General features: G+C 61.8%; 22 protein-coding genes and 1 pseudogene. 12 read left to right on the plus strand and 11 right to left on the minus strand.

From position 1 onward, the window contains the following. The first annotated feature begins 97 nt into the window (after positions 1-97). Both BLP83_RS17425 and BLP83_RS18480 read left to right on the plus strand, forming a co-directional pair. Entirely contained in the window at positions 98-4,327 is a 4,230-nt protein-coding gene (locus tag BLP83_RS17425) for an RHS repeat domain-containing protein (RefSeq protein ID WP_091245948.1), read from the plus strand. Continuing rightward, on the plus strand, positions 4,303-4,806 hold the full coding sequence (locus BLP83_RS18480) for a hypothetical protein (RefSeq protein ID WP_143006763.1): 504 nt from the start codon (positions 4,303-4,305) through the stop codon (positions 4,804-4,806). The genes BLP83_RS17425 and BLP83_RS18480 overlap by 25 nt, the downstream gene beginning before the upstream one ends. 446 nt (positions 4,807-5,252) lie before the next feature. On the opposite strand, the gene BLP83_RS17430 is transcribed toward BLP83_RS18480, so the two are convergent. The 4 genes from BLP83_RS17430 to BLP83_RS17440 all read right to left on the minus strand — a co-directional run bounded on the left by BLP83_RS17430 (position 5,253) and on the right by BLP83_RS17440 (position 7,241). Further along, positions 5,253-5,816, minus strand: a complete 564-nt coding sequence (locus tag BLP83_RS17430) for a 3'-5' exonuclease (RefSeq protein WP_091245951.1) — start codon at positions 5,814-5,816, stop codon at positions 5,253-5,255. A gap of 33 nt (positions 5,817-5,849) precedes the next feature. After that, a complete protein-coding gene (locus BLP83_RS17435) occupies positions 5,850-6,275 on the minus strand; it encodes a RusA family crossover junction endodeoxyribonuclease (protein WP_091245954.1) in 426 nt (141 codons plus the stop codon). Between the two features lie 176 nt (positions 6,276-6,451). Beyond that, positions 6,452-6,754: a hypothetical protein gene (locus tag BLP83_RS18485; protein WP_143006764.1), complete on the minus strand. Its 303-nt coding sequence runs from the start codon at positions 6,752-6,754 to the stop codon at positions 6,452-6,454. Next, the gene (locus tag BLP83_RS17440; protein WP_091245957.1) at positions 6,747-7,241 is read right to left on the minus strand and encodes a hypothetical protein; all 495 of its coding nucleotides are present in this window, start codon (positions 7,239-7,241) and stop codon (positions 6,747-6,749) included. Before BLP83_RS17440 ends, BLP83_RS18485 begins: the two co-directional genes overlap by 8 nt. Positions 7,242-7,272: 31 nt before the next feature. Between BLP83_RS17440 and BLP83_RS17445 the strand changes: the two genes are divergently transcribed. From BLP83_RS17445 to BLP83_RS17455, 3 genes are all read left to right on the plus strand, one after another. Next, the gene (locus tag BLP83_RS17445; protein WP_143006765.1) at positions 7,273-7,557 is read left to right on the plus strand and encodes a hypothetical protein; all 285 of its coding nucleotides are present in this window, start codon (positions 7,273-7,275) and stop codon (positions 7,555-7,557) included. 103 nt (positions 7,558-7,660) lie between these two features. After that, positions 7,661-8,188 carry a helix-turn-helix domain-containing protein gene (locus BLP83_RS17450; protein WP_091245961.1) on the plus strand — a complete coding sequence of 176 codons (528 nt, stop codon included), beginning with the start codon at positions 7,661-7,663 and terminating at the stop codon, positions 8,186-8,188. 52 nt (positions 8,189-8,240) lie between these two features. Continuing rightward, positions 8,241-8,666 carry a thermonuclease family protein gene (locus tag BLP83_RS17455; RefSeq protein WP_091245991.1) on the plus strand — a complete coding sequence of 142 codons (426 nt, stop codon included), beginning with the start codon at positions 8,241-8,243 and terminating at the stop codon, positions 8,664-8,666. A 65-nt stretch (positions 8,667-8,731) separates the two neighbouring features. On the opposite strand, the gene BLP83_RS17460 is transcribed toward BLP83_RS17455, so the two are convergent. Both BLP83_RS17460 and BLP83_RS18490 read right to left on the minus strand, forming a co-directional pair. Beyond that, positions 8,732-10,339, minus strand: a complete 1,608-nt coding sequence (locus tag BLP83_RS17460) for an esterase/lipase family protein (protein WP_143006766.1) — start codon at positions 10,337-10,339, stop codon at positions 8,732-8,734. 223 nt (positions 10,340-10,562) lie between these two features. Then, positions 10,563-10,985, minus strand: a complete 423-nt coding sequence (locus tag BLP83_RS18490; protein WP_143006767.1) for a hypothetical protein — start codon at positions 10,983-10,985, stop codon at positions 10,563-10,565. A gap of 937 nt (positions 10,986-11,922) precedes the next feature. Between BLP83_RS18490 and BLP83_RS17465 the strand changes: the two genes are divergently transcribed. Next, positions 11,923-12,240, plus strand: coding sequence for an H-NS histone family protein (locus BLP83_RS17465; RefSeq protein ID WP_091245966.1), 318 nt, complete (start codon positions 11,923-11,925; stop codon positions 12,238-12,240). Positions 12,241-12,330: 90 nt separating this feature from the next. Here BLP83_RS17465 and BLP83_RS19165 read toward each other — a convergent pair. From BLP83_RS19165 to BLP83_RS17475, 4 genes and pseudogenes are all read right to left on the minus strand, one after another. Further along, positions 12,331-12,480, minus strand: a pseudogene (locus BLP83_RS19165) (IS5/IS1182 family transposase); the annotation flags it as partial. Between the two features lie 52 nt (positions 12,481-12,532). Beyond that, a complete protein-coding gene (locus BLP83_RS17470; protein ID WP_091245968.1) occupies positions 12,533-13,270 on the minus strand; it encodes a hypothetical protein in 738 nt (245 codons plus the stop codon). A 447-nt stretch (positions 13,271-13,717) separates the two neighbouring features. Beyond that, a complete protein-coding gene (locus BLP83_RS18910) occupies positions 13,718-14,314 on the minus strand; it encodes a hypothetical protein (protein WP_143006768.1) in 597 nt (198 codons plus the stop codon). 270 nt (positions 14,315-14,584) lie between these two features. Next, entirely contained in the window at positions 14,585-15,592 is a 1,008-nt protein-coding gene (locus BLP83_RS17475) for a DNA-binding protein (protein WP_245680077.1), read from the minus strand. A 15-nt stretch (positions 15,593-15,607) separates the two neighbouring features. Here BLP83_RS17475 and BLP83_RS19170 point away from each other — a divergent pair, with 15 nt between their 5' ends. The 5 genes from BLP83_RS19170 to BLP83_RS17495 all read left to right on the plus strand — a co-directional run bounded on the left by BLP83_RS19170 (position 15,608) and on the right by BLP83_RS17495 (position 22,067). Further along, complete coding sequence (locus tag BLP83_RS19170; protein ID WP_245680078.1) at positions 15,608-15,886, plus strand: hypothetical protein; 279 nt, start codon at positions 15,608-15,610, stop codon at positions 15,884-15,886. Positions 15,887-16,424: 538 nt separating this feature from the next. Continuing rightward, a complete protein-coding gene (locus BLP83_RS17480) occupies positions 16,425-17,768 on the plus strand; it encodes a tyrosine-type recombinase/integrase (protein WP_091245974.1) in 1,344 nt (447 codons plus the stop codon). A gap of 213 nt (positions 17,769-17,981) precedes the next feature. Then, positions 17,982-19,259, plus strand: a complete 1,278-nt coding sequence (locus tag BLP83_RS17485) for an N-6 DNA methylase (protein ID WP_176764276.1) — start codon at positions 17,982-17,984, stop codon at positions 19,257-19,259. Positions 19,260-19,362: 103 nt separating this feature from the next. Further along, positions 19,363-21,126, plus strand: coding sequence for a zinc ribbon domain-containing protein (locus tag BLP83_RS17490; RefSeq protein WP_091245980.1), 1,764 nt, complete (start codon positions 19,363-19,365; stop codon positions 21,124-21,126). After that, positions 21,123-22,067 carry a hypothetical protein gene (locus BLP83_RS17495; RefSeq protein WP_143006770.1) on the plus strand — a complete coding sequence of 315 codons (945 nt, stop codon included), beginning with the start codon at positions 21,123-21,125 and terminating at the stop codon, positions 22,065-22,067. Before BLP83_RS17490 ends, BLP83_RS17495 begins: the two co-directional genes overlap by 4 nt. Before the next feature lie 280 nt (positions 22,068-22,347). On the opposite strand, the gene BLP83_RS17500 is transcribed toward BLP83_RS17495, so the two are convergent. Further along, complete coding sequence (locus BLP83_RS17500; protein ID WP_091245988.1) at positions 22,348-23,523, minus strand: hypothetical protein; 1,176 nt, start codon at positions 23,521-23,523, stop codon at positions 22,348-22,350. A gap of 140 nt (positions 23,524-23,663) precedes the next feature. On the opposite strand from BLP83_RS17500, the gene BLP83_RS17505 reads away from it, so the two are divergent. After that, the coding region (locus tag BLP83_RS17505; protein ID WP_143006538.1) for a transposase at positions 23,664-23,956 on the plus strand (293 nt) is incomplete at its 3' end.

Genomic DNA, 23,956 nt, shown 5'->3' on the forward strand with positions numbered 1-23,956 from the left:
GTACTCCGCGGTGTAACGCTTGCGCTTCGACATGGACACTCCTTCAGCTCACTATGAGCCTTCCTGAAAGTGTCCGCAGAATCGGGGTAGAACCCAATTGGCGCCGGCCGAGTTCCTGCGTGGCGCAGGTCAAGCCCAGGTGTCCCGGGCGCCGGTGCTGCTCGGCACCCTGGAGGAAGGCTTCAGCGCTACCACCAATGTGCAAGTGCACGAGCGGCTGAGCCTGAGCTTCAGCCTCTTCTGTTACGAGGACGGCTATGGAAACCTCACCCGCGGCTTCACCGACGTGCGTGATCCGGCCAGCGGGTTCACCGAGCGCCTGCACTTCACGACCACGACCTCGGCCTTCGACAACGGAAACCCGCTACTGAGCACCCAGCCCTGGCGGCTGGGCCGGATGACCCAAAGCAGCGTGGAGAAGCGCCTGCGCCCGCAGAGCACCACGCCTCAAGTCTCGGTGCGCAAGGCGCACTTCACCTATGACCTCGCCAGTCAGGCCAAAACCGGCCAATTGCTGTCCGAGCGCGCCGAAGTGAATGGCACCCACGCCACCCGCACCCTTTACACGCTGGACGACTACGGAAACCACGTCGCAGCGTACGTATGTTCCGATCAAGAATGGGACGGCAGCACACTCACCGATGCAGAGTGTCGCGACCCGACGAGAGTTCGCATGAGGCCGACGCAGGCCAACGGCGAACCCACAGCCGCCGTGCACCGTTACAGCCGGACCGAGTTCGACAGCCGCGGACGCTACCCCGTTCGCACCTACGCCCCCTTCTTTGTACCGACCGCAACGAACGAGATGCTCGAGCGCGTCACCGAGCAGGTACTGGCGCGCAATGTCTTCGGGCAGGCAACCCACACCCGCGACACCAATGGCCGCAACGTCTATGCGCGCTTTGGTGCAATGGGGCGCGCCTTCGCTACCGAGCTTCAGGGCGGCGGCACCGCGGTGACGCGCCTGCGTCTGTGCGGGGGCAGCGTGAGCTGCCCGGTGGAGACCGTCTATCGCCAACACACGTCGCCAAACGATGGCCCGCAGCAGTGGAGCTACCACGATCGCTTGGGCCGAGCGGTGGTGACCGTCAGCGAGTCCTTTGAAGCGGGCAACCCCGACCGCAATTTCAGCGCAATCTGCGCCTTCAGCGATGTCAAAGCACGCCCCAGCCTAGTGTCGGTGCCGTTCTTTCTGAGCGCACAGACCGGAGCAGAGCCGAGCTTCAGTGGGGCCGGCAGCAACCCTTGCGAGGCGTCGAGCACGCGCTACGAAGAGAAGCGTTTCGATCTGATTGGCCGGCCTACCGCCGACGTGGCCGCCGACGGCAGCGGTACGCAGTTCGCCTACAGCGGCCAGACCATCGAGCAGACCAATGCCCGGCTTCAGCGCAGTTGGGTTGTTCGCAATGTGCTTGGGCAGGTGGTGCGCGAAGTGCAGGCAGACCCCGTCAACCCGACGCTGCAGGGGATGGCGGTCACGCACGAATACGACGCCGAGGGCCAACTGCGCTTCACCCGCCGCAATGCGGGCGCAGGCGAAATCCTGCACGAGCGTCGGTACGACCTCTTCGGACGCTTGGAGCGCAGCTTGGACCCCGACCGGGGCGAGGAGCGCTTCAGCTACAACGCCGCCGGCGAAGTCATTCGCCGCGTCGATGCGGGCGGGCAGGTGGTGGAACAGCACTACGACGCCCAAGGCCGCCTGTGGAAGCGCGAGGCCGGCTCGCCGCGGCCCCCCGAGCCGCCTGGGGGCTCGGTGATCTTTGCCTCCGGTTTCGAACTGCCGGGCACCGTGCAGGTGCGGCAGGTTGACACCTGGCAGTTCGACGTCGCCGCGAACGGCTTGGGCCAGATCGCGATCGAAGAGCGCGAGACCCCGGGCGAGCCCGTGTTCCGACGGGTGTTCGCCTACGACAGCCTGGGCCGAACGCAGGACGTCACGACGCTGATCCAGGGAGTGTCCCGCAGCGCGTCCACCGCCTACGACAGCCTGGGCCGTGTGTGGCGGCAGACCGATGCGACCGGCGGTGTGCTGGAGCAGGTCCATACCCCGCGCGGTTTTGTTGAGCAATTGCGCAACGGCAACAACCTGGGCCAAGTGTACAACCGCGTGCTGCAAGTGAACCCGCGCGGCCAGGTGACTCGCGAGCGCCGCGGCGACAGTGCCGCGATGGAGGTGACCCGCCACTATGACGCCCTGCGCGGGTGGCTGACCAGCATTGACAGCGGCAGTGGCCAAAGCCTGCAGAAGCTGCGCTACCAGTTCGACGTGTTGGGCCGCCTGGAATGGCGCGACGACCAGCGTCTGAATCAGCGCGAGACCTTCGGGTACGACGAGCTGAACCGGCTGCGCACTGCACACGTGCAGCTCAGCGGGATGAACTCGTTGCAGACGATGAATCTGACCTACGACGCGCTCGGCAATCTGTGCAGCAAGAACGGCACGCTTTACACCTACGCAGGCCGCAGCGGCTGTGCGGGCAGCGCCGGCGTGGCCACGGCCAGCCCACATGCGGTCACGGCCATCGGCGGCCGCGTCATCCATTACCACAGCCAGGGCCACATGCGGTTCAAGACCGGTGCGACCACGGCACAGGACCGCTACACCGAGTTCAACGGCCTGGAGCAACTGGTGCTAGCGATGGTAGGCAGCGTGCTCTCGCCCACCGCCGAACTGCAGTTGGACTACGCGCCTGGGGGCGACCGCTATCTGCGCCGTGATCGCACCTCAGCGGGACTGACCACCACGCGCATCTGGGGCAACGTGGAAGAAGTGATTCGCCCGAACGGCACCGTCGAAACCCGCCGGTATCTCGCGGGTGCGGCTATCGAAACGAAGCAAGGCAGCAGCTTCAACTTAGGCACGTCCGAGCTGCGCTACCTGTTCACCGATCACCTGGGCTCGCTGGACGTGATCGCAAACGCCAGCGGTGGTGTGATCGAGCGCCTGAGCTTCGATGCGCACGGCCGCCGTCGTCAGGTGAGCGACTGGACGTCAAGCGTCCCGCCCGCCGCTTCCACCATCACCCCGCGAGGCTTCACCGGCCACGAGCACTTGGACGCCTACGGGCTGATTCACATGAATGGCCGCGTCTATGACCCGGAGCTCGGCCGGTTCCTGCAGGCGGACCCGATGCTTGACGTCGGAATCCAAGGCCTGAATCGCTACAGCTACGTGCTGAACAACCCGCTGAGCCTGACCGATCCAAGTGGGTACTCGTCCTTCGGGGAGTTCCTGCGCGTGGTGGTGGCGGTGGCAATCACGGTGTGGACGGGCGGTGCAGCAAGCACGCTTTGGGCGGGTGGCTTTTACGGTCAGGCCTTCGCGGTGGCGGCTGCAGGTGGTTTCGCGGCAGGCGCGATCCAAAGCGGCACGCTCAAGGGCGGACTGCAGGGCGCCTTCACGGCTGCTGCATTCTTTGGGGTGGGCAGCTACTTCGAATCTGCCAAGTGGGCCAAGAGCGCGAACGATGCCACCAAGTTGAGCGCGATCGGCCGCACGGCGAAGATCGTGGCGCATGGGGTGACCGGTGGCGTACTGTCCGACGTGCAGGGCGGCAAGTTCGCGCACGGCTTCGTGGCGGCGGGCTTCTCGGAAGCAGCCGGCCCGTTGACTGAAAGCATGCCGACACAGATGGGCCGCGGCGTTGCGCATGCCCTGATCGGCGGCTCGGCTTCCAAGCTGAGCGGTGGAAAGTTCAGTAATGGGGCGGTTACAGCCGCGATGGGCTTCGCATTCAACTCGCTGATTCACTCTAGCGGATTTGAGGGGGCTGATGGAAATCTTAATCTGACTGCTGAAGAGTATCTCGAAGCAGTGGCAGACGGTCTCTGGAGTCGCGCAGAGACCATCCCTGGTTTCGATCGCCAGTCGGAGGTCAATGAGGCGGGACGACGCGCCGCTGCGAAACCTATTTTGAGTGCAAATGTTGAAGCAGACCCACGGTTCGCCGAGTTTGTGCGAGCTACGTCTAGAGCAACTGCGAGGGCTCGCCTTGCACCGGGAGTCCAGGGTGAGAAGTTCTTGGCCCTCGCAATCCGGAACAACGAGGTGGTAGTTTTGCGGGTGGGCGTGCTGCTGGGGCTAGGCGGGGATGTCACGAGCTTTGTTCGGGGTGCAGGGGCAATCGCGCATGTGCACCCACAAGGTATAGTGCAGCGACCTGGTCCAGGCGATAACAGTCCGCCCAGATCCGGTATCCCCAATTTCATGATTGGGCAAACTGGGGCAGCGATTTGGGAAATTGGCATAGTCAACAATATCGACATGCAACGAAGAATAACTTCCTCGGGAGCTGGAGAATGGCGCAGATTCACAGGAAAATGAACTTGCACCTATTGCAAGCTCTGGTACTGGCGGTCGTCTGCATGGCAGTGCTCTGTGGAGCTCATGCATCAGAGGCACCATCTGAATTAGGCTGGAACAAGCGTGCGCTTCTGACTGGCTCGCCAGTCTCAGCTCGGCAGCTTCCGGCGAGGCAGGGGACGCCGGGACAAATAGTTTTGGCCGAGCAGTATCGTGTCAGGCTAGAAAATGTTGACGTTGTCTACGGCGAAATTGATGTGAAGCGTCTCACTATCGATTTGCAGGCATCACAACCCACCGCAATCACTGGAAATCGACGAATCTTTGTGCTAGTGGAAATTCGCGAAAATGGCCAGTACAACGCACTTACCTGGGGGGTGCCCCTTAGTGTTATTTGCGTCGACAGTGCGATCGTGGAGAGCTCCGGAATTGGCGGTGACTTCTATGAATTCGAGATGGCGAAGGGAGCCAAGTGTACTAACGCTGAATGGTTTCAGTGAGTGGTAATTGCTCTGTGACTTTGCGCTCGCAACAAAGGCAAGCGCGCTTTCCCTTGAGGCGACCGAACTCAAGGTCACCCGACGCACTCCAAAGTGCTTCGCCTCTCGATCCTAGTTATGGAGCGATCAGTCAGCATCGCCGCGCCCTGTGGATATCGGCCTTCGGCAGGGCGGGCTTACAACCACCCTTGTGGCCACGCGCCCTTGGCGTAGTTGGGCCGGAAGGGATCCGTTCCCAAATCAAGCTGCGCTCGAACTCGGTCAGCGCGCTGAACAGATGGAACACCAGGCGCCTCGGCTCCTGGTGGTATCCAACGTTGTAGAGCATGGCAATCTTCCACCCTAGAGGGTAGCAAGCTCGCGACTGACAATCGCATGCACAACACAGGGAGGGTTCTTGTGCGGTGCCTCTATCCGGGCACAGAGAGCAGTGCAGCGCGCCGCCCTCACTCCCCAAGCGCGTGCGGCACCAGCCTCGCGATGTTCAGCGCGTCGTCGAGCCCGCGGTGGTGAGTCCCCAACGGGTAGAGGCCGACCATTAGAATGGCTCTCTGCATGCCCACCTGTTGGATCTTGCGGCGCTTTGCGAAGCGTTGTTTCAGGTTGGTGTGTGGGATGTGACCCAAGGGGTTCGCGAAGCCCTTGCGCGCGCACTCTCGTTCGAATTGGCGACAGTCGAACGCGCCCCAGCTTCCCCAGCCGATGAGCGTATGCCTGTGGCCGTCCAGCCAGCCGGAGAGCTGGCCCAGGACCGTGTCGAGCGGCGCTGCCTTCTCCACGTCCGCCTGCTGGATGCTGGTCAGCTTGGAGCAGAATTCGGTGAGGGCAGGGCGCTCGGTGGGACGCACGAAGCGCCCGAAGCGGTCCAGCACTTCACCGCGCAGGGTCGCGATGACTGCGCCGATTTCGATGATCTCCATCGCCTCTGGCGCGACCTGCTCCGCGACCGGGGTGGTCTCATCGGAACACGTGCATTCAAGGTCGATTACGAGCAGGCAGTCAGTGGTCATTCGCATCCTTCCATGGTGCTGTGGTGTTAGGCATCACTCGCCGCGCAACGACCGATGCAGACCGTTGTTGGGTGCCCACTCGGCGACGTCGATCGCACTGATCGGCCGCGCCCGCGTGTCGATGATCACCATGCGATCCGAGGCAGCCCAGACCTTGCGGAAGCGACCGTCGAACAGCTGCTGATCGCCGCGCGGACACAGCACGTCTTCGACCCCTTTCAGGATGTTGGTCCCATCGGGTTTCACCTGGTGCGGGGTGAGGTGGCGTCTGCCACGCTCGGCGCCTGACCAACTCGCTGGCATCGCAAAGTAGGCGATCACCAGATAGGACTCGGGCAGCACCGCGCCGAGTAGACGCAGGTGGTCGGCGTAAGCTCGGTAGCGCAGCACGGCCGGGCGCTTGCGGTAACGGTCTGAGCTCACCATCGTCGGCTTGCCCTGCGCCCGGATCGCGAGCACCTGGACTTCGGGGGCAAGGGAGCTTGACGCAGGCAATGCCGGCGAACGCGGCGCCGGCGCGGCGCGCGAGGGTTCCTGCCGCCGAAGGCCGCTCGCAGGCCTGGTCGGTGCCGCTGGCAGCGGCCCGGCAGCTACGCCTTTTTCAGCGAAGAGCTTGGCCCACGCGGCGCGCGATCTCATGCCCGTGCCTCGGTCAGCCGGTGCACGATCAGGCTGCCGGCCCAGCCCGGGATCAGACGCCCGCTGGACACCATCCCGAGGGCCTGAAGCTCGGCAAGGACGTGCTCGACGTCGGCGCGGGGCTTGCGCAGTGCGCCGGCCAGTTCGTCGGTCGTCATCGGTCCTTTCCCAAGTTCTTCGAGGACACGTACTGCGCGCACCCCACGGCAGCGCACCCCGCGGACCTGCTCGCGCGCTCGAAGCCGCGCGAGGATGCCATCGATCGAGGCTTTAGCATGTGTGGCGATCTGCTCAGGCATAGAGAGCTTCCGTGGCCTCCTGGATGTCGGCGCGGACCTGAGCTTCGGACAGGCCATGCGAGCGGCCGAAATTCGCGTGTGCCTCGGCGAGGACGGCGAGCGTCCGCAGGACCGCAGCTTCGGAAAAGGCCTCGTTGGCCAGCAGCAGTCGGATCACGATCGCCAGCTGGGTCGGGTCCAGATTCCACGCCAGGTAGTGAATCCATGCGCTCCACTCGCGGGCGATCGCATGGAACCAGCGGACGACGTCCGGAATCTGGTGGAGCTCTCGCGGATCGGCGTCGTAGCCGTGCACGAACAGCACGAGCCGTCGCCGGTAGTGGGTGATTTTCTCGGGCTCATCGGTGAGCGCGATGAGCGAGGCCAGCGCCTTGCCAATGTGGCCGGACTCGATCTCGGCGCGGGTGACCAGCAGCGCGAGGAGGTCGGCGTTGGCCGCGCCCGGGAACTCGCTGTGATCGACCAGATGGACTTCAGGGCGGGGCATGGGCTGCCTTGGTGGGAGGGGTAGGCGCAGCATGGCCGCCGAACGCTCGCCGTCAATTTGCGCAGGCTCCGGTAGCCTGTTGGCCATGACCGAACATGTCGTTGAACAGCGCTTCCGCTGCCCTCTCTGCAGTGCCGAGCAATACCGATCGGTGTCGATCGAGCGCCCCGGGCAGTCGCCCTTCGTCCTCCCTCTTTTCGCCTGCAACGGCTGCACGGTCGTGTTCACCGACCCTTGGCTGTTCACGCGCCAACACCATGCGGGCTATCAGGTGGCCCCACACGCGCGGGAAATCATCGATCCCCGCCAGCGGTGAGTCGCGGCTTCCCGATATCTCCCCGGTTTGCGGGGGTATTCCGGAAGCTGGCGCCAATATCGGCTCGTATCGTGGAGGTCCCTGGATCTACGAGTACGCCTCCATGTCGACTGTCGTCCACTTCGGCACGCCGAAGCAGGCCAAGTACCTCGCCCAGCTGTGCCGGCGCGCCGGCCATTCCTCGATCGAGGCCGGCCTGATTGCCCTAGGTCGCCCCGAGGCCGCGGAAGCAGGCCTCGATGTGACCGAGGCCAGTGCCGTGATCGGCGCGCTGGAGGACGCACTGAAGCCGTCGCTGGCCCCGCCGGCCGGGCTCGCCGAGGCGTGCCGCTATCTGCGCGCGCAGGGTGAGTCGAAAGCCCCGCTCGCCGCCGAGCTGGATGACGACGTGCGCTGGGTGATTGAGCGCCTGCGCGGTTGCGCAAGCCGGCGGCCCCAGAACAGCAAACGCGGCAAGCCGATTGCGATGGAGGCTCTCGTCCAACATTTCGGGGGGTGGGAGGGCGTAGCACTCGCTTTCGGGGTCACCGTCAGCACGGCCAAGGCCTGGGGCACCCACCTGCCGCAGGCTAGATCGTACGAGGCACAGGTAAAGTCCGACGGCTATTTCCATGCACCGCGCGAGGGCTGAGACGATGGGGTTTTTCGGTAGAGAGCCGGTGGCTCTGGTCCTGCTCGCGAGCATGGCCCTGCCCGGGTGCGCGCCGGCCCAGCCGTCGATCGTGGGCCAGGCCTCCGTTGTCGATGGCGACAGCCTGGAGATCCGTGGCGAGCGCATCCGCCTGTTCGGCATCGATTCGCCGGAGGCCCGCCAGACGTGTACCCGTGACGGGCGGCCTTGGCGCTGCGGCCAGACGGCCGGGCAGCGCCTGGAGGCCCTGATCGGCGGCCGCAACCTGCGCTGCGAGCCCGAGGATGTCGACCGCTACGGGCGCGTGGTCGCGGTCTGCTACGAGGGCGAGATTGACCTCAACGGCGCGCTGGTCGCAGAAGGACTAGCGCTGGCCTATCGCGACTTCAGCCGGCGCTACGTGCCCGATGAGGATGCCGCCCGGTCTGCCGGCCGTGGCGTGTGGGCGCCCGGCGTCCAGTTCGAGCCGCCTTGGTAGTGGAGACGGCGGTAGCGGGGTCGAGATCTGCTGGCGAGAGCTTGGCGGATACCAACCTCTGCCCATCACTGCGGCTCGAATCCATTCGAGAACAGCGCGCCGGGCTCCACAACGAAAATGGGAAGATCCCGACTCACGCCGCCGAACTGCACGCGCAGCAGGCCGCTTCCAACCCGCGTTCCGATAATCATGCCGTCGGAAAGTTGCGCCGCTGCCGCAGACGCCCCAACCCAAACGGCAGACGCCGATCCCGCAATTTCCGCCGACGATGTTGCGTACAGCGCGCGAATGCTCACCGGGACGCTGGTTCCGACGTCCAATACCAGCGACCTGGGCTCGATCTGCAACGATACAGGGGCCGTTGAAGGCAGAGCGACCGGACTTTCCACGAGAAAACGCGCATATCGCATGCCGCTAAGCAGGACCACGCCCGACGCCTTGAAAGAAAGCCGCCGGGGTGTGAAGGTCGCAGCGATAGAGCTGCCAGTGACACTCTGCAGCCCGCCGTCATCCACTGTGATGAACACCCTCTCAACCGTTCCCTCCGCCGGCGCAAGCACCAGGCGATTGCTGACGCCAAGCACGAGCGATTCGTTCTCAAAGCGAGCCCCCAGAGCACTCTGAGGGACCTCTTGGCGCGCGGCGACGTCTATCGTCAGAACCTCATCCAGCAAAGCCGCGTTCTTCGGTTGAGCCGTCTGAGGGGTCACGGCCGCCTGGGCGCACGCAGTTGTGCCGCCAAGGAAGCAGGCCGCATGCCGCATTACCTCGGAACTGTTCGTTTCGGTCGGGGTGCTCAGGAGGTAGGGCAAGACGGTGGCATGGAAAAGGTTGGCCACGTCGCGCTGCTCCGATGCGCCGTGGTTCTGGCTGTCATATCCAACGATCGTGTCGTGCTGAGAGCTCGGGGGATGACCACCCTCGGAAGACTGGAACAGCTGATCCAGCGTCGAGAGCGTTACGGGAAACGTGATGGCGTTCAGCAGTCGTTCCTCGGTGGAGTTCTCAGGTGCGACGCCACGAACCCCAACGTAGGGTAGCCTCTCGATTGAGGCCAGACTGTTCTGAAGAGCGGAGCTGCCTGGGGATAACGCCTTGACGGCAGCGCAGTCCGGTCCGAACTGGCAGTCGATCCGCTTGTTTGCAGTCCGCAAGACATCAGCCAACGTCACCCCTCCCGCATTGCAGAGCGGCGACGCGGCGCACATCAACTGCCTTAGCAGGCTGCAACTGCCGTTCACGCAAAGCGGAAATCCTGCATTTGCATTCTCGTCCAGTTTTCGAGCGAGTGGGCTTCCCTTCATGGGGCTTCCAACCGACACCAGCCGCGCGAACTCACCTCGGTTGTTATTGCTGGGCGATAAGTAGTTTGGCTGGTTGGCATAAGCCCGTGCAACCAGCGCGCCCATGGAGTGACCGATGACGTTGAATTGTGTAAATGCCAATCCCGAGTCCGTCAACTCCTTACGCTTGCTCTGAATCTGCGCACGCACAGTATCCTGCACTTGAGGTGCGTTGAACGCGAAGTGGTTGAAGGCTTCATAACTTATCGTCGAGATATCGGCCACGGGAAGGTACCTGCGCAACTCTTCGAGACGCTCCCACGACTTCGGGTTAGACCAAAGACCATGAATAGCTAAAACCGGCGGCGCTACGATCTCGACGCTGGTCAAAGTAGCGACTCCATTCTGCGTTACTTCAAAATTTGCTGCCGGTGTCGTACCGCTTTGCCAATCGATAGAATTGACAACAAAGGAGACGCGGGCCTGAAATTGGAGCGATCCACTCTGTGAGGCGGTTGGAGTTACGCTTTGGTCCGTTGCGGATATCGCGCTTCTGTACGCGGGATTGTTTGGCACAGTAATCCTGACGCTCGCTGGATCCGGGCTAACCGTCTCAAAAAACAAGAGTCACGTTGGTGATGCCATCTGCTGCAATCCTGCTCACGGCCGAGTCAATCCGACTAGCGGATGCTATTCTCAATGTTCGTTGTGGCTGAATGAGAATCCGTGAGGGACTAGAAACTGTCCCGTTGTTGTCGTAGCGAATTTCGCTGGAGTATCGCCCGCTGGTGATTTTGCTTGTTTCGATCTGCACTGCATTATAGGCGCCTGTTCTAATATCCATTGCCGCATGAAGCGTGGCGCCTAAAACACGTCGCTCGTTTTGGATGTTGTTGCATTGATTCACCGGATCATTTGAGGAAAAACTACCCCGCCAAGTCAATACGCCATCAGGTGACAGGGACACCGTTCCAGACATATTCCGCCCGATGTTTGATGCAAAGTTGATCGAAGGACTCCAAAGCGTGAAAGGCAAAAACCGCCCTCCGCACTCAATTACCGATCCAGCCGGCGGCGAAAGAGCACGGACACTCTGAGAAGAAGTACTGGAGGAAGTCGTCACATTGAAAGAGCAAGTGGGCAATGGGACCGTGGTTTCGACCGTTACGAATCCCGGAATAATCGAGCTCCCAAACGAATACCGATAGCAATTCGTCGATGCTTGCGATAAATCACTTAGTAGCGTCAGAATGAATACTGAGCAGGCGAGCATTCTAGACATAGGTTTTCCCAAGATTGATGCGGAGTTGTGTTTAGCCTTGCTGGCGCAAGTGCACGCGCGAAGGTCAATCCGGCCCCCTCGCACGCATCGGAGACGGGCGTTAGCGCAATTCACGACGAAACGTAACACGGCGCAGCGGTCAGCGAGCGGGTTAAAGTCTGAAACTTTATGAAAGAACGCTCCCTCCGCGCATCAAGCGAGGTGATCCGGCCCTGCGCGGATTCTTCCGATGCTCCGCGACCAGTACGTCGACCATACGATCCAGCTCGTCATCGGGCATCGACTGCATCATCACGTCATGCCTCTTCTGATCCGGGTGGGGTGCGAGCAGTCCCTGGTCTCGCCGAGTTCTTCTAGTTTTGGGTGGTCCAGGTTTTCGGGAGGAGGTCACTTGCGTGCAATAAGTGCGCCCCCGCGCCTAGGGCAGGTGCAACGATACGCGGCGCCACGTTCCGAGTCGTATGCCGACACGAGAGTGCCATTCCTCAGTTCATAAAGGACGCGGATCATCGGCGACTGGGCGACCATGTCGGCGTCTCAAATCGAGTTGAACAGGTCCCGAATATTCCGCCCGTACCATAGAAAGGATCGAAGACCGTGATTACTTTCAGGTGGCGCTGCTCCCTTGAAATGATATGCTCCATCGCGTGTGGCAGCGCTGCCACATGCAATCAACCAAAGGGAAGTGCTTATGTCGATCGATATCTCTCACCTCAGTCCGCAGCAGCTCGATGAGCTGATTGCGAAGGCGGCCGAAGCCAAGCGCAATCTGCACAAGCAGCGGATCAACGACGTCCGCAAGAAGCTGACCCAGATGGCGAAGGACGAGGGCTACAGTATCGAGGAGCTGTTCGGTAAGGGTGGCAAGGGCGGCAAGGGCAGTGTGGCGGCGAAGTACGCCAATCCCGCTGATCTCTCGCAGACTTGGACGGGCCGCGGGAAGCGCCCGAACTGGTTCAAGGATGCCTTGGCCGCAGGTGCTACCGAGGCTTCGTTGCTGGTGGGCTGATTTGTCTCGGCCCGGGCCGGTATCAGGCCAGAAACCGGCCCGGACTGATTATAGAGAGCGCTCTGAGGTTCACAGAGCGCGGCTATGTGGTGCGTAGCTTGTATGAAACACCGAGACATCAAGCTTCTCCACAGTATTACCAATGAAGTACGCCGGATGCCCCTCGGGAAGCCAGTCCGCTCTTGACACCGGCATAGGCAGTGCTTGGTCGGGCTGGTAGGGCAGGTACGAAGTCGCCATGCCCCAAGTGTCGCGGCATCAAACAATCCTTTGGGCTCTGCCGCCCAGGCTCCTAGCCCTCGTCGAGGCCGTCCGCTTCGACCGTGTACCGGATGCTCTGGTTGTTCGCTTCATGCACGGTGATGCGGACAGAACGAAAGCGAATCTCCGGGGACGCGCGGTCGTAGGTAAGCTGCTGCGAGAACGCTGGCCGCGCCATATCGTCAGGCGTGTACTCGCGATATAGCAGGTTCAGTGCATCGCGCGTCGTGCCACTGTAGATCAGCTCGAAGTTGGTCCAACCCTTTGAGCGATCGGTCTGGCTCGTGGTGCCCGCGATAAAGCGCAGCGTTGGTGGCGTGGGCTGGTACTCGAAGCCCATGCGCTGGCCAAGGTGGTTGATCGCAGTGCCCTCAAAGCTGCCGTCGTCATTCAGCAGGAAGCGCAGGAGCTGCGCGGCGGGCCCCGGGAGCTGTACCAGTCGATACGTCTGGCCATCGCGTTCTGTGGTGCCGACGAGCCGGGCGAAGTCGCCCTTGTTGATCTGTAGCGTCGAGAAGGGCGGAAGCCGCAGAGTTGCCGCTTCGGTGGCCGCAAGGCCGCTCGACGTGGTGGTGCGCTCCCAGAAGTCCTTCACACGAACGATTGCCTCGCCCACGAAGGCCTGCGATGGGGTCCCCAGCACATAGTTGCGTTCGACCTTGCGTTCTGACTCGACCTCGACGGTCCGCGCTGGCGCGGTGGCAGGCTGCACGGAGGCGCAGCCCGTAGCTAGCACGGTGAGCAGCAGACACAGCACTTGGGTTCGCATTGTCAGACCTCCTTTAGCATTCTGAAAGAATCAAACATTCCTGAGGACGGCAACTCATTAATGGCGGGGTGAAAGCACGGGCTCGCCAAGTCGTTTTCATGGAGCAAAGAGAGAAACAGGGGAAACGTGTCAATTCTGTAGAGCGCGCATTAACGCTGGGGCGAGTGTGCGTATTGGCTGCGGTGCGCACAAAGGGAAACCACTCTTTGAGATGCCCGGCTTTTACACGGGCCAATGGTTCTTCCTGATTTTGGCGTTGGTGGTAACCGGAATTTACGTCTTTATAGGTGAAGGAGTCCTCGTTTTTCGCTCAGCGCCCTTCGTCTTTGGGTTCGGATTTATGATTATGCGAGCCTTCAAAACCGTGTGGTTGAGGCGCCACTAGCGGGAATCATCGCAGCGGCGACAGGGTTTTAGCGAATGCCTTCGCCCCACCGTTGCGTTTTCTCATCTTTGACCATCGTTTGCTCCCTTTTGGGCGCGAGAACGCGCTACGACATCCTTTACGACCATACCTGCCAGACATAACAGGCCGAGAACGATTAGGAGAATTAAAAAGGCCAGCCAGTGAAAGCCAGACTCAACATAACGAGCGTTGAGTGCCAACTCCTCTTTTGCATCAGTCTCAGCTACACGCGCGCGCAGAGTTCGAATTATTCTGTCGAGGTCCCGCTGAGTACCCGAGCACGTGGTTTCGATCTGAGTGACCGGTGCATCGACTGAACACTTTAGAATACCCAAATAGCGGTCGATATCACCGCGCAAGAGCTGGTATTCAACAAGTTCCCAGTCGTAACCGCTCTCGGTCTTGCTCCAATCCACCAGCTTGGCCATCTTGTCGTGACTATCCGCCGACCGCCGATGCGAGTCCCAGTATTCTGTCAATGGCGTTCGAATAAAGCCGGCGAGGACTATTGAAGCAAACACTATGAAGCCAAACGAACGAGGCGTTAGCAGGTTATCCCCGCTCTCGTTCCCAGGAAAAATTACCGTATTGCGGTCAGTTATCGAAACTTGATACGAAAACCAGACGGCAGTAGCCATCCCGAGCGCTAGCGACACCCAGTCAGGCCAACCAGCTGTATCGCAAAATCGCCAGTCGCTAACAAAAACCGGACATGTCTCAACGTAAAAAGTCCTCAGTGCGCGAGTGGCAAGATATCCCGCGGCAAGAATACTCGAGATCGCAAGAGTCCAGACCATTATCCGATGGATACGATAGCCCATTTCTAAGCCCCGGCATTGCTTGTGATGAGTGCCAAACTAATCAGTCCTTGTCACGTAGGCCGAAAGGATTCCAGTATCGCGGCTTGGTCAAGATGTCTGGTTCTGTGGTGTCTTCAGCGCGGTCAGCGCTTGGTGGATTCGCTCAAGCTGCCCGATCAACGCTGGCGGATTCCGAAGCAGGTTGTCGCGCTCGTGGATCACGCTACGCAGGTCCTCCCGCGCCCGGTTGAGGTCGATCTCGAGCTTATCGCGCAGCTTGGCCTCTGCAGTGAGAGTGGCCACGGTTTTTTGGTGCTGCAGCAGGTCCGTGCCGCGACGGTCGTAATCTGCGCGCAGGCCCTCGAGCGTCTGGCGGGTGGCTTCCAAGTCCGCTTCGGCCTTGGCAAGGCGATTCGCGGTATCGCGCGCCGCGCTGGCAGACTCCATCTGGAGGTCGCGAGCGCTCTTGGTCTCGGCTTGGGCTGCGTTCAGGGCGAGCTGTAGGGTCGCCCGCTCCAGCACGAGGTTGTCCGCGCGCTTCTGGGCTTCTGCCAGTTGGTCCTGCAGGTGGCGGTGGCGCTCCGCCTCGTGGGCGTTCTTGTTGGCCTCGGCCTTGACGCGCTCGTTCGCAGCGGCCAGTTCACCCTGAGTCACGGCCAATGCGTGCTTCGCCTCGGCGGCATCGGCAAGTGCCTCTTCCAGGCGCTTTCGCTGTACCTGTGCCTCGACGAGCGCCTGGTCCCGCTCTTTGGTGCGTTCCGCAAGCGTGCCGCGCAGATCCTGTGCCGACAGCCGGGCGCTGGCGACCTCGGCCTCCATGCCGGCTAGGCGCTCCCCGAGGACCTGCTCGCGTGTCTCGAGGTCGCGGCGCAGCACGTCGAGCTGGGTGCGCGTGGCGTCTTGCTGGTCGGCTATTTCGCTGAAGCTCGCCCGCGCCGCGACACGGGCTTCCTCCAGTAGCACATCCCACAGGTCGAGTAGGCGCTGCGGCAGCTTGGCGCCGTCCTCGCGGCTGGCCAGGCCTCGCTGCAGGGTGCGGTTCAGCCAGAGCTGCCGCAGGTGCGGCGTGATCACGTTGGGGCTGCCGCCGCCGAACACCTGGCGGATCGCGCGCACGCTCGGCGGCAAGCCGTGGCCGGCCAGCAGCAGCGCGATCTCGCGGACGTCATCGACGCTGATCGGGCCCTTGATGCGGCCCGCTCTCTGGACGTTCCACACCTTTCGGACTTCTTCGATCCGACCCTGGAAGAGCAGGTCGTCGTCCGCGAGTTGGGTGCTGCCGGCGGTGTCGGGTGTTTCAGACATGGTCAGGGCCTGGGTGATGGCGTGCTGAGCAATATACAGGTGCAAGCGCGCGCGCTGGAAAAATACGTGATATGCGCTAAGAACACGTTATGCTGCACGAAATAGGACATACCGACCATGACAACGGTACGTATGTCGTACACTGGTGCCAGAAGAGGGGGGCGCTTATGCGCAATGCAAGTTCAAGGGCCACGTTGAGCTGCTGTAGACGCGCAACCGTGTCGCGTCGGCGCCGTGCTCCTGCTATCTCGAAACGCTACCGAGGGCGGCACATGCGGCGGGTGGTCTGCTGTGCGCGTCACACCTGGGCGGCGTTGGCACTGCACTGCCCGTCGTCTGCTGCGCGCTCCCGTAATTCCAGCGCGGGGGCCGCCGATCCGCAGACGAGGGACACGGCGGTCAAACACCGTTCGCACCTTGCCGGCGGACAAACCAGACCCCAAGGTGACCGGGAGAACGCGAACCACCGCGCCATCCCACTCCAGACACTGCGCCGGTCCCGGGCTGTCAGCAAGTGCCTCAATCATCCTCGAGGTCAGCCGAGCGCGTGCGCCCAGTTCTGTGCGCACGACGCGAGCCGTTGCGGCGTGCTGGCGGGGGGATACTCACCCCATCGTTCACCCTCAACGAAGGTGCACGCTCCGTGAGCGAAGACGACTTCGACGACGACTACGAATTCCAGGCCGAGCCTGCCCCCGAGCGCTCGCAGCCCGCAGATGACGGCCTCACGCCGCAGGAGCGCAGGCGCCAGAAGCGCAACGCGCGCCTGCGCCGGCAGCGCGAGGTGAAGCGGCTGGCCCAGGGCAAGCCCAAGCGCCCCAGTACGCCTTTCAAGCGCGGCTACGCCATCCTGCGTGGCAGCGCCGCCGCCGGCTACGACGAGGCCGGCGAGCCCGGCACGGACCTGACGGTGGCCGGCGAGCGCCTGCGACATGCCCTAAGCGCGGAGCAGCTGAACACGGCGCGCGAGGTCTTCGAGGCCATGGGTCGCCGCGGGAACACCGGATTCGCCGCCAACACTCGGCGCGCCATGGCCGCAGACATGCTGCACTGGAAGGCCTTCTGCGCCGAGACGGGGCATGCAGTGCTGCCGATCGACGAGGAGGGCCTAAAGCGGTTCTTCGATGCCCTCGTCGACGTCGGCTACAAGCGAGGCACTCTCGAGCATCTGCTGTTCACCTTCCGCACCGTGGGCCGCTTCTACGGTTGCGGCGATCCCTTGGCCAGCCGTAGCGCCTGGGCCTACTGGCGTGACCTTTGTCGAGAACGGCTTTCAGCGCGTTCAAAGCAGGCTACCGGACTGATGCTGAGGCATGTAGAAGCCATGGCTCTGGTCGTAGACCGAAGCAATCCCGTGGATCTGCGGGATCTTGCGATGGTGCGGGTCTGCTACGACCTTATGACGCGCCCCAGCGAACTCGTGTCCCTGCGTTGGGCGGATCTCACGGACGAGGACAATGGCGAGGGCCTAATCCTGATTGAGCGCTCCAAGACCGATCAGCACGGCGTCGGGCACATGGGTTACCTGAGCCAGCCGACCATGGCGTCGCTCCGCAACTGGAAGGCCGTATGCGACCCGCGCGCCGAGTTTCTGTTCCATGCGGTGCGGACCGTCGGCACGGCGGACTGGGAGGCGAAGCAACGCACCGCTGAAGAGGTCGCGTTGCGCGTGTCGTTTGCCGCATCTGTAACCAAGGGCGGGCCCCCTGCCCTCACCGTGAAGGCGGTTGCCGCGGCGATGCAGCGCCTCGCGACGCGGGCTGGGCTCGGAACGCTCAAATTCTCGGGTCACTCGGCGCGCGTAGGTGCCGCGCAGGATATGGTAGATGCCGGCGTGCCCCTCTTGGAGGTGATGCACCAAGGGCGGTGGAAAAGCCCGTCAATGCCGGCGCGGTACGCGGAAAATCGCAACGCGATCGACGCAGGGCGATCGCGCTTCTCGAAGGTGAGTGCATCGGAAAGGAGGAGATCGACCGGCGAGCCTTGACCGAAGAGCCCGCGGCCACTGCCAGGGTTGCTAAGCAGGTCGGTGATCACCCGGGACCTCGCAGTCATCGACTGCCGCCGTGAGACGATTCGCGCATCGTCTATCGATGGAGGACACACACCCAACGCGACCGGGTACACTTTTTCGGGTATGCGGTCAACGACTCCGTCACCGCTTCCCATTCACCAGGCAGCGTTGCATGAGACCAGAGAGATGACCGCAGTAGGCCACGCCGGTGAAGATCTGAGGAGATCCGGGCGCAGATCTGACCCTTTGGGGAGGTACTACACGTCCCCCGAAGTAAGTAGCTCCCTTGTAGAGCTCATCTGCGCCCCAAGGCCCAAGCTGATCCTCGAATTGGGATCGGGCTCGGGTGCCTTGTGCGCCGCCGCCGCACGCCGCTGGCAAGAAGCACGAATCATCACCGTCGATACCGACACGTGCGCAAACAAGCGGCAGAGCGCACGCAATCCAGACCAACATGCAAAGCACAGCCATTTCGTGCATGACGCACTCGACCAGGACCTGCCGAACAAGGTCGGATTGAGCCTGGGAACGGTTGACGTTGCAGTCTGCAATCCACCCTACATTCGCCCGCGTTGGCGCGCTGGCTTTGGCAGCATCCTCGAAGATGCCGGCCTATCAGGCGCACTGGCCTCATTGCACGATGCTGGCGCGGATCTGCTGTTCCTCGCGCAAAACCTTCGGCTCCTGCGGCGTAAGGGTAAGTTGGGCTTGATTCTGCCTGACGGATTGGTGACGGCGGAACGATTCAGCGGCGTGCGTCGTGTGTTGCTTCGTCAACACCTAATCGAGCAGGTCGTACAGTTGCCACGAGGTGTCTTCAAAGGCACCGAAGCGCAAACCTACCTCGCTGTCCTGTCAAAGATGGCCGGCGAGACCGAACAGCTGACGTTACGCCAGATGGGCCCAGACGGCCAACTAAGTACCGCAGTCAAGGTTCCTCAGGAAGTAGCCGCCAAACGGATGGACTACTCCTTTCACTCGCAGTTGCGCTCGGGACATCTCCTGACAGACGGGTGCAGGGGGATGCTGCTGGGCGAAGCCCTGACCGATCTGGTCCGCGGTTCGATCTGCTCGTCCGAGATCAGCGCCTTTGCCACCCCCGTTTTTCACCTCGGCGATTTCGCAAAACTTCGATGCGACAAGGACCTTCGCATCGTGCCCAATCACTTCTCAGTCCGCAACCGCGCGGTCACGACGATCAGTCGTAACGCTCAGTTGGCCCTGCCTGGTGACATCCTCTTGGCGCGCGTAGGGCGCAATCTGCACGATAAGCTGGCCATGGTGGTACATGGTCCATGCGTAATCAGCGACTGTATATTTGCTCTGCGCGCGACGGAGGAGCACCGGGGCCGGCTTTACAGGTTCTTAGAGAGTGATGCAGGTAAGCTCGCGCTGGCGCGCTCAGCTCACGGCGTCGCCGCACGATTCCTGTCCAAGCAAAACCTACTCGATATCCAATTCTGAATACTGCTGATCGTGGTGGCTGTTGCTTAGGCTTCGCCATCCGGCCTCTACCTGATTGGGCCCAACCCAGTCTCACTCGAGTCACCCAACCTGTGATGCTTACATGAACACTACGACTCTAGATAGCGCACCGTCCCTGACACAAGATGAAGAGCGCGAGGTTGAGCAGCAATACGAAGAGCGTGCCGACCATCTGGAGCTTGCTGCGTTTCCGTCCAGGACGGCGCTAACAACGGATGCAGAAGAGTGGATTCGCTCGCTTACCGGCCCAGGCGCTAAGCTGCTAGTAGGCCCGCGGGGGTGTGGCAAGACGCACTTGATGCGGTTCGCCTTTACGCAATGCATAGCCAATCCGGATCTTCCCCTGGCGGTCTACATCAACCTGAACAGGTACTACACGCTGGAGCCCCTGTTGCGTCGTCGGCCCGAAGCCATGTCGACGTTTTACGTTTGGGTGCTCGCCAATGTAATGGTTGGCTGCCACGACTCTATAAAGGCGTTCAACGCTCACGGCGTCGCCCCTAACCTCGACGTCGATACGCTCTTGGAGTTCAACGAGACAGAACTTCGTGACTTGATCGGCGCCTACGAAAAAAACCAGCCATTGAACGCGCAGCTCGACGAAGTCTCCAGCCGGTTGACGATCGATCGAGTCAAGCAACTGCTGCTCCGCAGCGCAGACGCGGTCGGTCGTCGGCGGGTTGTGCTGCTGCTCGACGATGCTGCGCTCACCCTCACTCCCGAGTACTTGCTTCACTTCTTCGATATCTATCGGGCGCTGAAAGCTGCCCGAATCGCACCGAAGGCGTCGGTCTACCCGGGCACGACGGAATATGGCCCCAACTTCCACGCTGGGCATGAAGCCGACACGATCTTCGTTTGGAAGCGCGTCACCGATCAAGACTATCTAGCCTTCATGCTGGACATTGGGGCAAAGCGTTTTCCAGACATGTCTTCGGTTCCTGATGACATCCGAGAGCTGCTCGCCTACTGCGCCTTCGGGGTCCCCCGTGCGTTCATGACTCTGGTCCGGAGCTATTTAAAGAACGTCAAGCGCCATGGGACGGCCCAGAGCACCTTCAACGTCACCATCGACGAATTCTTAGCTGATCGCACACGCGAGTACCTCACACTGAAGGACAAGAAACCCCAGTTCTCCAGCATCGTTAGCATCGGCAAGCAGTTACTCGACAAGATGGTTGAAGCCGTCTCTGACGCCAATCAAGTTCTTCTTGAAGGCACGACGCGCCAACTTTACATCGGGATTGACGCGTCAGGCGTCAATGACAAGCCGTATGTGCAGCGGATGCTCCTGCTACTCCAAGAGGCTGGCATGGTTTACGCTGCCTCAGGCGTCTCTCACGGTGATCGCGACTACTCGCGATTTGTGCCCCACTTGGCGGCCGTGCAGGCACGCCGCGCTTTCGCAAAGAAGGGAGGCTTCTCGCCAAGGTTTGCAGTCGAGATGCTGACCCGTCCTGATGAGAAGCATCCTGTGCGTCGCTCGATGTCTACTCTGTTGGATTCGACAACGCTTGAAGCACTGTGCCTGGACCTTCCGAACTGCCTAAACTGCCAAACCAAGCGTGTGGAAGGCGCCAAGTACTGCTTTAACTGTGGAGAGAAGCTCACTGATGAATCGACCTACGACAGGCTGATGTTGACACGCCTCGCAGATGTGCCGGGGCTAACGCCCTGGCAACGAGAAAAACTCAGCAACTCTCGCACGTTGCCGCAAACCATTGGCGAATTCATCGTCTTGCAAGACCCTGGCACAACGCTGCGCACGATTCATCGTGTTGGCCAGGTGCGCGCCAAGACGATAATTGATGCAGTTCAGGCATTTCTTGATGAGTATCTGTCGTGAGCATGAGCACGAAATCCGCGAGCCTGTTTGAAACGATCACGCCTTTCCCGGCACCCACGGCAACGAGATTGGACACTTCAAAGTGGTTCGATGCGTCGCACGAACCATCGGTTGAGTCGCCAATCGATGAGTTCCGCCGGAACCTTGCGGAAATCAACAAGCTATATCTGCAGGCAGACCAGCGCAACGAATACGTGCCGATGCTCGGTTCATTGGTGTACCTAGGTATGGTTTCAGCAGCCGAGGGCTATTTCCGATCGCTGCTGAGACGCTTGATTCGTCAAGACACCGCATGTGAAGCCAATGCCGCAACGCGGATGGTAACTTATGGTGCTGCGATCCATCATGACATAGAGCTACTTCCTGAGTCCCTGCTTGAAGGGGTTTCACTCGCATCGGCCAAGAAGGTCTGTGACGAAATTCGTTCGTTGTGCGACATCCAGATGCCTGACGCGCTTCAGCAATTGTTCCAGAATTTCGAGGCCATTAGCCAGGTGCGCCATTGCGGCATTCATCGCTTCGGCAAACTTGGCAGCCAACAGGCTCTCCGGCTCGGAATTGACAAGCACAAGCCATTGCTCGAGAAGCCGCTGGCCTTACAGGTTCAGCAGCTTCAAGAAATCGCCGACGCTCTCCAGGCACTAGTTCATGCTGTTAACTCTTTTTGCTTTTCTGAGATTCTGAAGAGGACACATACGGCTAGCCCGAGCGGTTGGGGCAAAGAGAAGATGTATCAGGAAAGCTGGCATCAAGACTGGGAAGCGGACAAGACAAGATTCATCTCGTACTACAACATATTCGCATCGGCGAGCAAACCTGATCCCTCCGCCCCCGTTAGGGATGTCTACGACGCTTTCATGCGTTTCATAGCGGACTATGGCGCTGCGCAGGGGCGTCCGAAAGGCGCAACCAAGCCTGCGGCTCCTGTCGATACGGCTTAATCGTTGCTTCGCTGAGAGAGTCAAGTCGCGGTGATCTGCAGGCCGTTTCTGGACCTGCCCCGGAGGAACACCCTTCGCGTTCCCTGAACGATCCCTACCAGGAGGCGATAGGCTTCCGTAGGAAGCCAGCGCAAGGCAGCAGATAGTCACGCCGTGAAGTAGGCCTGTGAGAGCACCCATGGCCCACCTCGTCACGGTGTCGGAGCGTTTCCTTGGGCAAACGCTTCCGTCGCCACTCGGAGGGCGACAGGACGGCGGCGGGTGTTGCCGCCTGTCATTCTCAGGTGCGGCGTGCCTGCGGGGACTCTGCGCGCGCCTTCGCCATCGGCGCGGTCAGCCGAGTCAGGATGTCGCGCGCGGCTGCCCAGTCGATCTCGTCGTTCACGGCCTGGAACGCACGCGCGACGAGTGTCGCGACGCGCGTGCTGCGGCCGACGTCCAGCTGCACAGCCGCTTTGCGATCACTCCCCTCGGCCATGGTCAGGTACAGGTGCTTGCCCTGGTGTTCGAGCTTCATCGACTTGTTGTGCTGAGGCCCGTGGTTGCGGTAGTCGACGCTGGGCAGCAGGCCAAGGAAGACGCAGAGGAGCTGGGGCAGCTCGTCCTCAGTGAGGTAGAAGATGATCTTGTCGTCCCAGTTGTATTTGCTCGGCTGGGTCGGGTGCTTGCCGGCGGTTTCGATCTTGAGCGCCGGCTGCCGCTCACCCGTACGCTCGTCCACGATGCGCGTGGTCAGCTCGAAGCAGGCAGCGGCGCGCGCAACCATCTGATTGTCTTGGCGGGTCTGGTTGTAGACGTGCACCGACTGGAACCGACGCGGCTGGTTGCCAGCGTGGCCGGAGACTTCACTTTCGACGCCCGGACCCGGCGCGCTGTCGCGTCGGTAGCTCGGACGATCGGCGCCCGGCGGCGCTGGACGGGGACCGCGCGGCTGGCGCGGGCCGAACTGGGTGACGGTGCCGCCGCTCGGCGCGGCTTCTCCTTGGGAGGCGCGCCGGTAGCCCTGGGCACGCTGGTGCGGCGGCTCCGCCTGCTGGCCGGCGGGCTCGTCGTCGGGCGGCGCCAAGCGCGGGCGCGGCGCCGCGGCCTGGCCATTCGTGGACGGATCCTCACCCGACTGCAGGGCGGCCGTCAGCGCAGCACCTTCGCCCGCTTCGGCGGCTCGCAGCGCCGCGAGGAAGGCGTTTAAGCCGACCGTCCGCAGCCCCTTGCGCACCACGTCGGGCGACAGCGACGACCCCTGCAGCGCGAGCAGGGCACGGCGGGTGAAATGCGACACCATCGCGTCCACTAGCACTCGCGCATTCTTGGCCTCCACGGCCGCACGGATCGGCTCCTTGCCTGCATCGCCGACGATCCCGAGGATCAGGGCGTCGTCGACTGGCAGGCCGATCACTTCGCGGAACTGGTCGAAGGCAGAGCCGCTCGGAGCGGTGCGGTGCGCAGGTGCAGGCATGGTGGAATCTCCCCAGGGTGGCATGGAAGTGGGCCGCGCGCGAGTCTCAGTGGCTGAGACTGCGAGGGTCTGGAATACGGGTTCTACCCCGATTCTGCGGACACTTTCAGGAAGGCTCATAGTGAGCTGAAGGAGTGTCCATGTCGAAGCGCAAGCGTTACACCGCGGAGTACAAGCGGGAGATCGTCGAGCTGGTGCGGCGATCGAAGTCGAGTTGCCGCCAGGTGGCTCTGGAGGTCGGGGTCAACCCGAACATGCTGACCCGCTGGGTTCGGGAGGCTGAGTCGGCTGGCGGCAAGGCTTTTCCCGGGGCTGGAACACCGCGCGATGAGGAGGTGGCCCGCCTCAAGCGCGAGCTGTCGCGGATCACCAAGGAACGGGATTTTTTAAGAGACGCGGCAGCGTACTTCGCGAAGCAATCACCGAACGGTAC

It is taken from the genome of Aquimonas voraii (assembly GCF_900101825.1).
GTDB classification, from domain to species: Bacteria; Pseudomonadota; Gammaproteobacteria; order Xanthomonadales; family Xanthomonadaceae; genus Aquimonas; species Aquimonas voraii.